Genomic DNA, 13,566 nt, shown 5'->3' on the forward strand with positions numbered 1-13,566 from the left:
GACGGGCGGCGCCCTGGCGGGCGCGACCGTGGCCGGGATCGGGCTGGCGGGCGCCGGGGCGCACGCTGTCCGGCCCCGTACCTGAGGGTGGGGTGGGGTTGGTGGGCCCTCGCCCTGTCGGGGACAGGATAAGGGTGGCCGGTTCCCAGGCCGGGTGTGACGACACCGCCGTTGGTGTGTCGGTTCGGTGGAGCGGTCCGATAATCGCAGGTGAAGGCCGTGAGTGCAGCGGTCTGGGAGTGTTCCGCGCCGGACGTTGTGCAGTCGTTACGGGGCTGCCTCCTCACCCGTTATGGATTCGGCACGGAGAATGTGCCGCCGACGGCGCGGGTGGGGGGTCTTTATCGCCGTTGGGCCGGTCGGATGACGTGCGCGGACGACCGTCGGGCCCGTTCCGGAGCGTGTTCCCCGGCGGGTTCCGGGGCGTGCCGGCGGGGCGGCGAGCAGCGGGTTTGTTGTCATGGCCGCGAAGAAGCGGGGGCCGGAGAGGCGACAGAAGGCCGAAATTCACCCCTGCGAGTGACGAAAGTTTCCACAACCCCCGAGTTATCCACAGGATTTCGGAACTCCGTGGCCGGGATTTCCTCCGAAGTGCACGCTCAAGGCGCACCGGTCGATTCCGTACGGTGCATCGGCGAGAACGGAGGGCGTGCCGTGAGCGAGACGCATGTGACGGTGATCGGCAATGTGGCGACGGAGGTGAGCTACGGCGAGACCGGCGGCGGGGTGCCGATGGCCAACTTCCGGCTCGGCTGCACCGAGCGGCGGTACGACCGGCAGCGCGAGTGCTGGGTGGACGGCGAGACGCAGTGGGTGACGGTGACGGCCTGGCGGGCGCTGGCCGTCAATCTGATCGGCTCGCTGGCCAAGGGCGATCCGGTGCTGGTGAGCGGCCGGCTGCGGGTGCGGGAGTGGACGGAGGGGGAGCTGAAGCGCAGCCGGGCCGAGATCGACGCTCGATCGGTCGGGCACGATCTCACCCGTGGTACCACGGCGTTCCGGTGGGCGGCGGGGGTGCGCGGGCAGCCGCCGGGCGGCCCCGGGCCGGCCGGGGCGGAGCCCGGCGGGGAGGTGGTGCCGGAGTGGATCGTCACCGCGGTGGAGGCGCGCAGGGGTTCCGGGGCAGCGTCCGGGCCGGCGCCCTCGGCGGCCCCCGCGGCGGTCGCGGCGCCCGCGGTGCGGGCACTGCCGCCGGGCGGGAGGCCGGTCGCGGGGGAGCCGGGCGAGGCCGCGGCGGGGGCGAATGCGTGGGGAGGTGGAGCCGCGGACGTGCCGACCTGACCGGTCGGGTGACCTTCCCTGTCGACAAATATGTTGGTCGAGAAGGTTGTTGCGCCCGCACGCGCAATCCGACCCGATAACAGAAAACCGCCCGTGAGTTTCTGCCAGCCCGTCAGCTTGTGTGGGACCTGAGGGGATTGATAACGATCCAGATACGGAATCGTCCTGATTTCGCATGGGGGTTTCGGGGCCTCCGGGGCTCAATAGGATTCGTCTGGTTCATACCCGCAGCAGTGCCACAGGGGGCACGCGCGGGACGGCAAGTCGGCGGGCCGCCCACTCGGTGCGGCCCGGCCCGGAGGGATCCCAGATGTTCCAGAGGCAGGGGCGGAGTCTGTCCCGGATAACCACTGTCATGCTCACGACCAGCTTGGCGTTGGGCGGCGGCCTGTTCGCGGCCGGTGCGGCGACCGCGGCCGCGGCCGACACCCCGACCTCGGGTGTGACCGCCGAGGTCCAGAACGAGATGCTCGGCGAGAAGATCGACGTCGACGGCCGGACCGTCGACGGCGGCCTGTTCACCCTCAAGACGAGCGCGGGCGAGAAGCTCCGGACGTACTGCATCGACTTCGACAACCCGGTCTACCTGGACAGCGCCGCCAAGTACCACGAGGCGGACTGGGCGTCGAGCTCCCTCAACAGCAACGCCAACGCCCCCAAGATCCGCTGGATCCTGGACAACTCCTACCCGCAGGCGAGCCTGGCCTCCCTGGCCACGGCCATCCACGTGGAGAAGCTGAGCGACGCGGACGCCGCCGCCGGCACCCAGGCCGCGATCTGGAAGTTCTCGGACAACAAGAACGCCAGCCCGCGCAACGAGACGGCCAAGAAGCTCCGCGACTACCTGGTCGGCGACGCCAACAAGGGCGTCGCGGCCGAGCCCAAGCCCTCGCTGACCCTCTCCCCGGACTCGGTCTCCGGGAAGTCGGGCGGCAAGCTCGGCCCGTTCCTGCTGAACTCCAGCGCGAACGAGGTCAAGCTGACCGTCACCGGCGACGGCGCGGACAAGATCAAGCTGCTGGACAAGGACAGCAAGCCGGTCAACGGCGCCCTGGCCGGTCCGATCGGCAAGGACACCCCGCTGTACCTGGACGTGCCGGCCGGCACCCCGGACGGCAAGGCCGCCATCAACGCCACCGCCGAGGCCAACGTCCTCAGCGGCCGGGTCTTCATGAGCAAGGTGGACAACAAGGGCCGCCACAGCCAGACCATGATCCTGGCCGGCTCCACCAAGGTGAACGTCGCGGCCGGCGCCAAGGCCACCTGGAAGCAGGGCAAGGGCGCGCTGATCGACAGCACCGCCAAGGAGGAGTGCGCCGCCGGCGGCGTGCGGGTGTCCGTCACCAACACCGGTGACGAGGCCGCCACCGTCACGGTCGGCAAGCAGCAGGTCGCCGTCCAGCCGGGCAAGACCGAGAGCGTGCTCGTCAAGGTCGAGGAGAAGACCCGCTACGACTTCAGCGTGACGGGCCCGAACGGCTACTCCAAGCAGTTCACCGGCGTCCTGGACTGCAAGGTCGGCGTGACCCCGACCCCTGCCCCGACCACCCCCGCCGCGACCCCGTCCGGCACTCCGGTCGCGACCCCGTCGGGCACCCCGAGCCAGGGCGCCGGCCAGCCGGCCCCGGCGACCACCAGCGCCGCCCCCGGCACCGGTGGCCTGGCCCAGACCGGTGCCAATGACTCCACCCCGATCCTCGCCGCCGTCGCCGGTGGCCTGGTCGTGGCCGGTGGCGCCGCCGTCTTCGTCCTGCGCCGCCGCGGCCGCCACGGTCGCACCACCGCCTGAAGCGCCTGAAAGCGTCTGAAGCGCCTGAACCGCTGAAGCGCTGAACCGCTTGGAGCGCCGAACCGCCCGAGGCGACTGAACCGCCCGAGCGGGCCGGGAGGCACCGACCTCCCGAGGCCCCGAGCGCGGCAACCGGCCCGGCTCCCCGCACCCGCTGCGGGGAGCCGGGCCGTCGCGATTTCCGGGAAGGGGCGCGGACGCCGGTCGTGGCGAGGGCGTCGAGAGGAGGCGAGCGCCTCCGGATACCCCCGTGGGGTCACCTGGGCGATTCGGGCCTCCGGGCCGGGTGCGGCACAATGGAAGGCTGCAAGCCGAATTACTCCCGACGACGCCGGAGCGATCTCACGTGGCGGAATACATCTACACGATGCGCAAGGTGCGCAAGGCTCACGGAGACAAGGTCATCCTTGACGACGTGACGCTCAGCTTCCTCCCCGGAGCGAAGATCGGCGTCGTGGGCCCCAACGGCGCCGGTAAGTCCACCGTGCTGAAGATGATGGCCGGCCTGGAGCACCCCTCCAACGGCGACGCCTTCCTCTCGCCGGGCTTCACCGTCGGCATGCTGCTCCAGGAGCCGCCGCTGGACGAGACCAAGACGGTCCTGGAGAACGTCGAGGACGGCGTCAAGGAGATCAAGGGGAAGCTCAACCGCTTCAACGAGATCGCCGAGCTGATGGCGACCGACTACTCGGACGCGCTGCTGGACGAGATGGGCAAGCTCCAGGAGGACCTGGACCACGCCGAGGCCTGGGACCTGGACGCCCAGCTGGAGCAGGCCATGGACGCCCTGGGTTGCCCGCCCGGCGACTGGCCGGTCACCAAGCTCTCCGGTGGTGAGAAGCGCCGCGTCGCGCTCTGCAAGCTGCTGCTGGAGGCCCCCGACCTGCTGCTGCTCGACGAGCCCACCAACCACCTGGACGCCGAGTCGGTGAACTGGCTGGAGCAGCACCTGGAGAAGTACAAGGGCACCGTCGTGGCCGTCACCCACGACCGGTACTTCCTGGACAACGTCGCCGAGTGGATCCTGGAGCTCGACCGCGGCCGCGCCTACCCGTACGAGGGCAACTACTCCACCTACCTGGAGACCAAGCAGTCGCGTCTGAAGGTCGAGGGCCAGAAGGACGCGAAGCGGGCCAAGCGCCTCAAGGAGGAGCTGGAGTGGGTCCGCTCCAACGCCAAGGGCCGCCAGGCGAAGTCCAAGGCCCGTCTGGCCCGCTACGAGGAGATGGCGGCCGAGGCGGACAAGATGCGGAAGCTGGACTTCGAGGAGATCCAGATCCCGCCGGGCCCGCGTCTGGGCAGCGTCGTCATCGAGGTCGAGAACCTCAACAAGGCCTTCGGTGAGAAGGTCCTGATCGACGACCTGAGCTTCACCCTGCCGCGCAACGGCATCGTCGGCATCATCGGCCCGAACGGCGCCGGCAAGACCACCCTGTTCAAGATGCTCCAGGACCTGGAGACCCCGGACAGCGGCACGGTCAAGGTCGGCGAGACCGTCAAGATCAGCTACGTCGACCAGAGCCGCGCCAACATCGACCCGAAGAAGACCCTCTGGGAGGTCGTCTCCGACGGTCTGGACTGGATCAACGTCGGCCAGGTCGAGATGCCGTCCCGCGCCTACGTGTCGGCCTTCGGCTTCAAGGGCCCGGACCAGCAGAAGCCGGCCGGCGTGCTCTCCGGCGGTGAGCGCAACCGCCTGAACCTGGCGCTCACCCTCAAGCAGGGCGGCAACCTGCTGCTCCTCGACGAGCCCACCAACGACCTGGACGTCGAGACGCTCTCCTCGCTGGAGAACGCCCTGCTGGAGTTCCCCGGCTGCGCCGTGGTCATCTCCCACGACCGCTGGTTCCTGGACCGAGTGGCCACCCACATCCTCGCCTACGAGGGCGAGAGCAAGTGGTTCTGGTTCGAGGGCAACTTCGAGTCGTACGAGAAGAACAAGATCGAGCGGCTCGGCGCCGACGCCGCCCGTCCGCACCGGGCCACGTACAAGAAGCTGACCCGAGGCTGACACCCTGCCGTCACAACGGCCCGGCAGACTGCCCTCCGGGGCGGCCTGCCGGGCCGTGGCCCGTCGCCACCGTTCGCCGCGTCACGTCCCACGCCACCGGCGGTGGACGGCGGCGGCCGACCGGACACCGAGGAGAACTGCCGTGGCCCGCCACATCTACCCCTGCCCGCTGCGCTGGTCCGACATGGACGCCTTCGGGCACGTCAACAACGTGGTCTTCCTGCGCTACCTGGAGGAGGCCCGGATCGACTTCATGTTCACCCAGGCCGCCGCGGCCGGCGCCGGGGAGTTCGCGGGCGGCTCGGTGGTGGCGCGCCACGAGATCGACTACAAGCGTCCGCTGGTGCACCGGCCCGAGCCGGTCACCATCGAGACCTGGGTGACGAGGATCGGCGTCGCCTCGCTGACCGTCTCGTACGAGATCAAGGACGTCGCCGAGGACGGCCGCGACATCGTGTACGTCCGGGCGTCCACCGTGGTCGTCCCCTACGACCTGGCCGAGGGCCGGCCGCGCCGGATCTCGCCGGTGGAGCGGGAGTTCCTCGGCCGCTTCATGGACGAGGAGCCGGTCGCCGCCGCCGTCTGACCCCGCCCGAGGATCCGAGACCCGACGATCCGAGACCTGACGATTCGAGCTGAACCGCCGTGAACATCACCGCCCGTCTCGCCCTGACCGACACCGGGGAGGCCGCCGACCTCTCCGCCTTCCTGCTGCGCCTGCTGCGCTTCGACCGGGCGGCGGCCGTCCGGATCCAGGCGGTGGGCCCGGGTGAGGGCGACGGTGTGCTGGCGGTCTTCGGCCGGTTGCCGCTGGGCGGTTCGGGCGCGCTGGCGATCCGCACCGTGCGCCTGGGCGGCCTGGACGAGCCGGTGGACCTGACCGTCTCGGCGGGCCAGTTGCTGGACGGCGTGGACGCCGAGGCGGGCACCCTCGCGCTGCCCGCGCCGGTGACCGGTCCGGCCTGGGCCGGCCTGCTGCCGCCGCGCACCGGCTGGCGGCCGGTCGGCGCCCCGCCGGTGGCCGAGGTGTACCCCGAACTCATGGCCGGGGTGCGGGAGTTCCGCGAGCGCAGCGAGGCCGTCCCGGTGCACCACCGCAGCCGTACGGTGCTGGACGCGCTGGCCGACGAGATCTGGTCCCGCCCGGTCACCGTGCTGCCCGAGCTGCCGCTGCGCGCGCTGCACGCCGCGTACGTGATCGGCTTCCTGCGGCCCGGCGCCCCGCTGACCGTGCACCGGGCGGGCGGCTGGCTGCGGCTGAGCGCCCCGGCGGGCTCGGTGGTGGTGCGCACCGCGGCCGCGCCGGGCGCGGGCCTGGGGCTCAGCCCGGTCCGGTAAGCCCGGCGCCGGGGCTCCGAGCCCCGGACTCCGAGCCCCCGGCCCCCGAGCTCACGGCGCCCGGAGCTCAGAGGGGACCGGGATCAGAGGGGGCCGGGATCAGAGGGACCGGAGCTCAGCGGGGCTGGGCTCAGCCCGGGGTGTTGATCATCGAGGCGGCGGCGTAGGTCAGGTACTCCAGCAGCTGCTGCTCGTGCTCGGCCGGCAGCTCCAGGCTCGCCACGGCCGCCCGCATGTGGGTCAGCCAGGCGTCGTGCGCGGCCTTGTCGACCTTGAACGGCGCGTGCCGCATCCGCAGCCGGGGGTGGCCGCGCCGATCGCTGTAGGTGCGCGGGCCGCCCCAGTACTGCATCAGGAACAGGGCCATCCGCTCCTCGGCCGGCCCGAGGTCCTCCTCGGGGTACATCGGCCGCAGCAACTCGTCCTCGGCGATGCCTTCGTAGAACCGGTGGGCCAGCCGCCGGAAGGTCGGTTCACCGCCGACCTGGTCGTAGAAGGTCTCCTCGCTCAACGTGCCTCGCCGGATCTCTCTCACCCGACCATGGTCGCAGACGCCGACGGGGTCGTACACCGGGACGAAAGGCGTACGACCCCGTCGGGATCGGTGGATGTCAGCCGGGGAGGGCCAGTCCTCCGGTCAGTCCTCCGGTCAGTCCTCCGGTCAGTCCTCCCAGCGGAACAGCTTCCAGGAGATGCCGGTCAGCACGGCCGCGAAGAGCAGCAGGCCGCCCATGGTCGGCAGGGCGTCCATGACGCCGCCGCCGCGGGTGAGCACCGACTGGGCGGAGTCGACCAGGTAGTGCAGCGGCATGACCTGGGAGACGGCCTTCAGCCAGTCCGGGGCGCCGTCCAGCGGGAAGAACGAGCCGGACAGGAAGGACATCGGCAGCACGATGATCTGCGAGATGCCGTTGGCCGCCTCCTCGGTCTTGGCGACCGAACCGGCCAGCAGGCCGATCGACATGAAGGCGAGCGTCGCGCAGGCCACCAGCGGGATGACCAGCCACCAGTTGCCGGTGAGCTTGAGCCCGAAGAAGCTCGTCGCGACCACCAGGAAGACGGCGGTCTGCAGGAAGGCGGTCAGCAGCGAGACCAGGATCCGGGAGCTGACCACGGTTCCGGCGTTGATCGGTGCCAGCCGCAGCCGGCGCAGCACCTTGGACTTGCGCCAGTTGACCAGCGTCAGCGCGGCGCCGAACACCGCACCGGTGGCGACGGCCCAGCCGAGCAGGCCGGGGGTGAGGAACTGGATCGGCTTGAGCGACTGGTCCTCGACCTGCTGGGCGTCCAGCACGAAGGCCGGCTTCTGGCCGGTGGCCGCCTGGTTGGCGTTCTGGACCACCGAGTTGAGGATGCCCTGGAGCGCGCCGGCCCGGACCTGGTCGGCGGCGGTGAAGCGCAGCTCGACCTTGCCGTCCGCGCCCTGCTTGATCAGCGCGTCGTAGTCGCCCTTGCGGACCTTCTCCAGCGTGGCGGCCTCGTCGTCGGTCTTCGTGATGGTGAGGACCTTCTCGAGCCCGGCCCGCTCGTCGCCCTGGATCGAGTCGAACAGCTTCACCGCGCCGACCTGCGCCACCTTGGCGTGCGGGCTGCCGGAGCCCTTGGTCACGGTGCCGAAGAAGACCAGGAACACCAGCGGGAACAGCAGGATGAAGAAGGTCGCCGTGCGGTCGCGCTTCATCCCCAGCAGCATGGCGCGGGACAGGCTCCAGAACGCGCTGACCCGCTCCCGCTCTCCGGCGGCCGGGCCGCCGCGCCGGGCCGGGGCCTGCGGCTCGGTGGAGGTGGTGGCGGTCATGCGCGGAACTCCCGTCCGGTCAGCTGGAGGAAGACGTCCTCCAGGGTGGCGCCGCGCACTTCCAGGCCGCGCAGCGCGTTCTGCTCGGCGAGGACGCTGAGCACCGGGGCCGGAACGCGGGTGGAGACGGAGAGCGAGACGGTGTCGTCCTCCAGGTTGGCGATGTCCGCGCCGGCCGCGGTCATCAGCTCCCGGGCCCGGTCGAGCGGGAGCTGGCCGGAGGCCACGCTGATCCGGACGGTGTCGTCGATCTCGCGGATCAGCGCCGCCGGGGCGCCGGTGTGGAGGATCTTGCCGTGGTCCATGATCGAGACCCGGTCGCAGAGCACCTCGGCCTCGTCCAGGTAGTGCGTGGTCAGCACGACCGTGCGGCCCTCGGCGTTGATGTCCCGCAGGAGGTCCCAGAGGTTGCGCCGGGACTGCGGGTCGAGGCCGGTGGTGGGCTCGTCCAGGAAGACGAGCTCCGGGTCGTGGGCCAGTGCGCAGGCGATCGACAGGCGCTGGGCCTGGCCGCCGGACATCTGGTCGGTCAGGGTCTCGGCCTTGTCCGAGAGGCCGACCCGCTCCAGCATCGCGTCGGCCCGCTTGGGGCCGACCCCGTAGAACGACGCGAAGGTGCGGATCGTCTCCCGGGCCGTCAGTTTCCGGAAGAAAGCGGTCGCCTGGAACTGCACGCCGATTCGCGGCAGCAGTTTCGGATTGCGTGGCCAGGGCTCCATGCCCAGCAGCCGGATCCGGCCCTCGTCCGGTTTCCGGACGCCTTCCAGGATCTCCATCGTGGTGGTCTTCCCGGCGCCGTTGGGGCCCAGGATCCCGTAGAACTCGCCGGCCTCGACGGTGAACGACACCCCGTCGACAGCCTGCACATCCCCGTACCGCTGACGTATGCCGTCAGCGGATATAGCAGCAGTCATGTGCCCTGAGCGTAGGGGGTGCGAAGGCTGCTGTGCACTCCGGTGCGGGCGAATTTGCGGACATTTTGAGGACGGCGCAAACAAATCCGGGCCGAGCGGATGTCGAATTCCGCCCGGCCCGGCCGGAGTTGTCGCCGACGGGGCGTCAGATAACGATTTGACGGCCCTTCAGTGGACGACCTGTTTCCCGGTCGCCGGCCCCCCTTGGGCCGTCGGTCCCGTTCAGCCGCGGTGCACGGTGATGGTGGTCCAGGCGCCGATGTGGATCCGGTCGCCGTCGTTCAGCGGTACGGCGGTGTGCGGGGTGATCGGCTCCGCGCCGCCGTTCACGGTGGTGCCGTTGGTCGAGTCCTGGTCGACCAGGACCCAGCTGCCGTCCGCCTGTTCGGCGAGCAGCGCGTGCTGGTGCGAGGCGCCCGGGTCCTCCGGCGGGACGGACAGGTCGATCTCCGGCACCGTGCCGCGGTGCTGGCTGCGCCGCCCGATCCGCAGCTGGCCGCGGCCGGTCAGCGGGATGCGGCGCTCGGGGCAGTACGGCGGGAAGAACAGGCCGGCCGCCTCGGGGCCGCTGCGGGCCATCATCTCGGTGAAGTAGTCCCGGTCGGCCGCGACCACGGCGATCCAGTTGGTCCGCACCGGCTCGGCGGGGGCGGGTTCCTGGGGCTGCTGCGAAACGGGCGGGGCCAGGTTGAAGGAGGTGCCGAAGTCGCCGCCGCGGCTGTTCGGGCCGGGGCCGGCCGGGTGGGCGTACACCGGGCCGGAGTCCTCGCGCACCGAGGTGTCGGGGAACGCGCCCTCGGGCATGAGCCCCTCCTGCCCGTTGGCGGGCAAGGAGGGCGGGTAGCCGTAGGTGTGCGGCTGCTGCGGGACGGGCGGGGCGACGGCCTGCTGGGCGGCCGGCGGCTGGCCGAGGTGGGGCTGGCCGGGCTGGGGCTGGCCGTGCGGCGGCTGGCCGGCCGGGGCGTGGCCGAGCGGGGCCTGCGGCGGGGTGCCGCCGTAGGCCGCCGGGATGTTCAGCGGCGGCTGCTGGGCCGGGCCGGGCGGGGTGTGGCCGGCGGCGGGCACCTGGCGGTGCGAGGGCGTGGAGAGCTCGTAGTCGTAGCCGCACTCCTCGCAGAACCGTCCGGTCTGCGGGCTGCGGCAGATCGGACAGACGGCCAGGCCCGCGGTGAGGCCCTGCGGCCCGGCCTGCGGCGCGACGGCCCCGTGCGGCGGCGGGGGCATCATGCCCGGCGGGGGCACCATGCCCGGAGGCGGCAGGGGTGCCCCGGGCGGCGGGACGGCCCCCGGCGGAACGGCTCCCGGCGGCATCGGCGGCGGAGGCGGCGGTGCGCCGAAGGAGGCGCCGCCGTACCCCGGGTGCCCGGCGTGCGCGCCGGGCACGGGGTCGGTCCCGTGCGCCCCCGGGTAGCCTCCGTGCGCCCCCGGCGTGGGGGCGGGCGGAGTCATCGGGAAGCCGCAGAAGTCGCACCAGTCCTCGGCCTGCGACTCGTGGCCCCTCGGGCAGATCGGCATCAGGTCCCCCTCGTTTCGGGCCGGCTCCGTGCGGCGTCGCGCCGGGGTGCCGGCCCGGTCACGTCTTCAGCGGTCACTTCTTCACACGTACCGTCTTGGTCGACCGGGTCTCAAGGGTCATCGAGTCGGCCTCGCTCACGTTCTTACGGAACCGAACCGTACCCTCCTTCGGGTCCACCACGTCCACCACCTTCTGGAGCAGCTTGTAGGTGCCCTCGTTCCCGGTCGCGTGCGCGATCCGGACGGCGGCGCCCAGCTTGGCGGTCGCGCGGTCGACGTCCCCGGCCCGGTGGGCCTCCAGGCCCTCCTGGATGGAGGAGGCGAGTTCGGCCTGCCCGGTGTAGTGGGCGACCTGCGGGCTGATCCGGGTGGAGGAGGCCAGGTCGTCCGTCCAGACCGCCTTGACCAGGCCCTGGGTGAGCACCTCGGGGGTGCCGCCGGCGACCTGCTGGGGCAGCACCAGGCTGACCCGGGCGGCCAGCATCTCGTTGCCGACCGAGGCGGCCGGGACCTCGACGCAGACGTGGTAGTCGCGGCTCTCGTCGCCCCAGGAGCCGGTGGGGTAGTCGCCGGCCCGCGGGCCCGCCTCGGTGCGGCGGGAGGTCAGGTCCTCGACCGAGGGGGCGACCTGCTTGACGAACCTGACGGTGGCGTTGGCCGGGGTCCAGATCCGCAGCGCGACGTCGGCGACCTGCTTGCCCATCGCGCCGGCCATCATCGAGCGGAAGTCCTCGGCCAGGCCGGAGGGTTCGGCGACGATGTCGGTGGTGCCGAGCAGTGCCGAGGAGATCCTGCGCAGCTCGTCGATCCGCCAGTCGGTGCCCACGCCGCGGCAGTCGGCGGTGAAGTGGCCGGTCACCCGCTCGAGGGTGCGGGCCAGGTCCTCGGCCGACTCGTGCTCGTTGTTGCCGTCGGTGAGCAGGACGGCGTGCCGGATGGCGATGCCGCGGCGGGTCAGGAAGAGCTGGTCGGCCTTGGCCAGCCAGGTGCCCATCGCGGTGCCGCCGGCCGCGGTGAGCCGGCGCAGCGACTCCTTGGCCTGCCCGCGGGTGGTGGCGGAGGCGGTGGCGAGGGTGCCGTCGCCGGGGTAGATGTCGCGGGCCTCGTGGGTGCCGGCGACCACGGCGAAGGCGGTGCCGTCGCGCAGCGCGTCGATGGCGGCGGCGGTGGCCTCGCGGGCGCCGTTGATCTTGGTCTTGGGGTAGTCCATCGAGCCCGAGCAGTCGACCAGGATGACCACGGCCGCCGCGGCGTCGCCGCCCGCCGGGGTGGCGTCGGCGAAGCCGAGCGGCCGGCCGCCCGAGGTGCCGCCGCCGGTCGCGGTGACGGTGACGATGGCGTTGACCTCGCGGGCACCGTCGGCCAGGTACTCGTTCTGGAAGATCTCCACGGTGAACCTGGGCAGGTTCGGCTTCGCCAGTGTTGCCATGGGGCGGTCGGCTCCCGTCGGGTGAGGGGTGGACGTGCTCAGGACGGTGGGGCGGCCCGCCGGGCGGGCCGGCGGGCCGTGGCGGCGGGGCCTCCGGCGGATGGCCGGTCAGGCCGTCGGCGGGTGCGGCGGGACGGGCGGTGCCACGGGCGGTGCGACGGGCGGGAGGGGGGCGGCGGGGACGGCCGGCGGGACGGCCGGCGGGACGGTCGGTGCCGGGGGGACCTCCGGCCGTGCGGGCGGGACCGGGGGCAGCGGCGGCAGCGGGGCGGCGGGGGAGCCGATCACCGGGAGGTCCGGCAGGGTCGGCTCGTGGTCCTCGTCCTCCTCCACCGCGGTCCGGTCCGCCGTCCGGTCGGCCGACCCGTCCGCCGACCGCGGAGCGATCACCGGCAGGTCCAGCGCGGTCGGGCTCTGCTCGGCCTCCTCGACGGCGCGGGCCGGCGGGTCGATCGGCAGCACGGCGACGGTGATGTTGTCGTGGCCGCCGGCGGCGACCGCGAACTTCACCAGGGTCTGCGCCGTGGCGAGCGGCTCGGTGCGGGCGTCCGGGCGCACGTAGTACGCCAGGTCGGTGGCCGCCTCGGCGTAGTTCCACAGCCCATCGGTGCAGATCAGCACCACCCCGGGGACGTGCGGGGTGAAGTCGAGGGTGTGCGGCACGACCTCCTCGGCGTCGGCGCCGAGCCACCCGGTGATCGCGTGCGCGCGCGGGTCGGCGTAGGCCTCGGCCTCGCTCATCAGCCCGGCCTCGACCATCCGGGCCGCCCAGGAGTCGTCCTGGGTGAGCCGGAACGGCTCGGCGGCGGCGCGGTCGTCCGGGATCCAGTACGCCCGGGTGTCGCCGACCCACCCGATGGTGACCCGCCCGCCAGCGGCTATCGCGCTGACGTACGTGCAGGCGGGCGCGTTGAGGTCGGGCCGGGTGGGGCCGGCGCCGTCGGTGGCGAGGTCGGCGACGGCCTTGGCGGCGTCGGCGATGGCCTGGCGCATCGCCCCGTTCGGGTCCCGGCCGGCCTCCAGGGCGGTCAGCAGCGACTCGGAGGCGGCGTCGACGGCGGTCTCCGAGGCCTCGTCCGGGCGGTCGGAGGAGGAGACGCCGTCGCACACCACGGCGACCACGACCGGCTCGCCGCCGGGCAGCGAGGTCGCGGCGACGGTGAAGGAGTCCTCGTTGCGGTGGTGGCGCACGCCGCGGTCGCTGACCCCGGCGACGCCGCCGAGCGACTTCTCCATGTGGTCGCGCGGGCGCGGCTGGGCGCCGCCGCAGCCCTCGCAGTAGCCGTCCGGGGCGACCTGCGGCTGCCCGCAGTGCACGCAGACCGGTCCGCGCGGCGACGGTACGGCCTCGCCGCGTGCGGCGGCCCAGCTCCCCGGCATCGAGCCGGGGGCCGCCCGGCCGTCCCGGCCGGTCCCGCAGGAGCCGCAGAAGGCGTCCTCCTGGTCCATCGGCTCCGAACAGCTCGGGCACTCGGTCTGCTGCGGCATCTG

General features: G+C 72.5%; 11 protein-coding genes. 5 read left to right on the forward strand and 6 right to left on the reverse strand.

Going from position 1 to position 13,566, the window contains the following annotated elements; all coding sequences use genetic code 11:
- Nucleotides 1-654: 654 nt before the first annotated feature.
- The 5 genes from ACFWP2_RS31335 (at nt 655) to ACFWP2_RS31355 (ending at nt 6,419) form a co-directional block, all read left to right on the forward strand.
- The gene (locus ACFWP2_RS31335; RefSeq protein WP_380457727.1) at nt 655-1,281 is read left to right on the forward strand and encodes a single-stranded DNA-binding protein; all 627 of its coding nucleotides are present in this window, start codon (nt 655-657) and stop codon (nt 1,279-1,281) included.
- A gap of 355 nt (nt 1,282-1,636) precedes the next feature.
- Nucleotides 1,637-3,070: a Cys-Gln thioester bond-forming surface protein gene (locus ACFWP2_RS31340; protein WP_380457730.1), complete on the forward strand. Its 1,434-nt coding sequence runs from the start codon at nt 1,637-1,639 to the stop codon at nt 3,068-3,070.
- Between the two features lie 346 nt (nt 3,071-3,416).
- On the forward strand, nt 3,417-5,081 hold the full coding sequence (gene ettA, locus ACFWP2_RS31345) for an energy-dependent translational throttle protein EttA (RefSeq protein WP_380457732.1): 1,665 nt from the start codon (nt 3,417-3,419) through the stop codon (nt 5,079-5,081).
- A 142-nt stretch (nt 5,082-5,223) separates the two neighbouring features.
- The gene (locus ACFWP2_RS31350; RefSeq protein WP_380457734.1) at nt 5,224-5,667 is read left to right on the forward strand and encodes an acyl-CoA thioesterase; all 444 of its coding nucleotides are present in this window, start codon (nt 5,224-5,226) and stop codon (nt 5,665-5,667) included.
- A gap of 59 nt (nt 5,668-5,726) precedes the next feature.
- Entirely contained in the window at nt 5,727-6,419 is a 693-nt protein-coding gene (locus ACFWP2_RS31355) for a hypothetical protein (protein ID WP_380457736.1), read from the forward strand.
- 130 nt (nt 6,420-6,549) lie between these two features.
- Here ACFWP2_RS31355 and ACFWP2_RS31360 read toward each other — a convergent pair whose 3' ends face one another.
- From ACFWP2_RS31360 to ACFWP2_RS31385, 6 genes are all read right to left on the reverse strand, one after another.
- Complete coding sequence (locus ACFWP2_RS31360; RefSeq protein WP_380457738.1) at nt 6,550-6,954, reverse strand: globin; 405 nt, start codon at nt 6,952-6,954, stop codon at nt 6,550-6,552.
- 126 nt (nt 6,955-7,080) lie between these two features.
- The gene (locus ACFWP2_RS31365) at nt 7,081-8,217 is read right to left on the reverse strand and encodes an ABC transporter permease (protein WP_380457740.1); all 1,137 of its coding nucleotides are present in this window, start codon (nt 8,215-8,217) and stop codon (nt 7,081-7,083) included.
- Nucleotides 8,214-9,083 carry an ABC transporter ATP-binding protein gene (locus ACFWP2_RS31370; RefSeq protein WP_380457742.1) on the reverse strand — a complete coding sequence of 290 codons (870 nt, stop codon included), beginning with the start codon at nt 9,081-9,083 and terminating at the stop codon, nt 8,214-8,216. The genes ACFWP2_RS31365 and ACFWP2_RS31370 overlap by 4 nt, the downstream gene beginning before the upstream one ends.
- A gap of 270 nt (nt 9,084-9,353) precedes the next feature.
- Nucleotides 9,354-10,376, reverse strand: a complete 1,023-nt coding sequence (locus ACFWP2_RS31375; protein WP_380457744.1) for an FHA domain-containing protein — start codon at nt 10,374-10,376, stop codon at nt 9,354-9,356.
- A 343-nt stretch (nt 10,377-10,719) separates the two neighbouring features.
- Complete coding sequence (locus tag ACFWP2_RS31380; RefSeq protein ID WP_380457746.1) at nt 10,720-12,075, reverse strand: VWA domain-containing protein; 1,356 nt, start codon at nt 12,073-12,075, stop codon at nt 10,720-10,722.
- Nucleotides 12,076-12,183: 108 nt separating this feature from the next.
- The gene (locus ACFWP2_RS31385; RefSeq protein WP_380457748.1) at nt 12,184-13,563 is read right to left on the reverse strand and encodes a protein phosphatase 2C domain-containing protein; all 1,380 of its coding nucleotides are present in this window, start codon (nt 13,561-13,563) and stop codon (nt 12,184-12,186) included.
- Nucleotides 13,564-13,566 lie beyond the last annotated feature (3 nt).

Origin of the sequence: Kitasatospora sp. NPDC058444 (assembly GCF_042721415.1) — a bacterium.
Taxonomy (GTDB): domain Bacteria; phylum Actinomycetota; class Actinomycetes; order Streptomycetales; family Streptomycetaceae; genus Kitasatospora.

Coding starts and splice junctions, on each gene's coding strand:
- ACFWP2_RS31380 (WP_380457746.1), bottom strand. CDS start 12,075: ATGGCAACACTGGCGAAGCCGAACCTGCCCAGGTTCACCGTGGAGATC.
- ACFWP2_RS31375 (WP_380457744.1), bottom strand. CDS start 10,376: ATGGTGCCCCCGCCGGGCATGATGCCCCCGCCGCCGCACGGGGCCGTC.
- ACFWP2_RS31365 (WP_380457740.1), bottom strand. CDS start 8,217: ATGACCGCCACCACCTCCACCGAGCCGCAGGCCCCGGCCCGGCGCGGC.
- ACFWP2_RS31340 (WP_380457730.1), top strand. CDS start 1,637: ATGCTCACGACCAGCTTGGCGTTGGGCGGCGGCCTGTTCGCGGCCGGT.
- ACFWP2_RS31385 (WP_380457748.1), bottom strand. CDS start 13,563: ATGCCGCAGCAGACCGAGTGCCCGAGCTGTTCGGAGCCGATGGACCAG.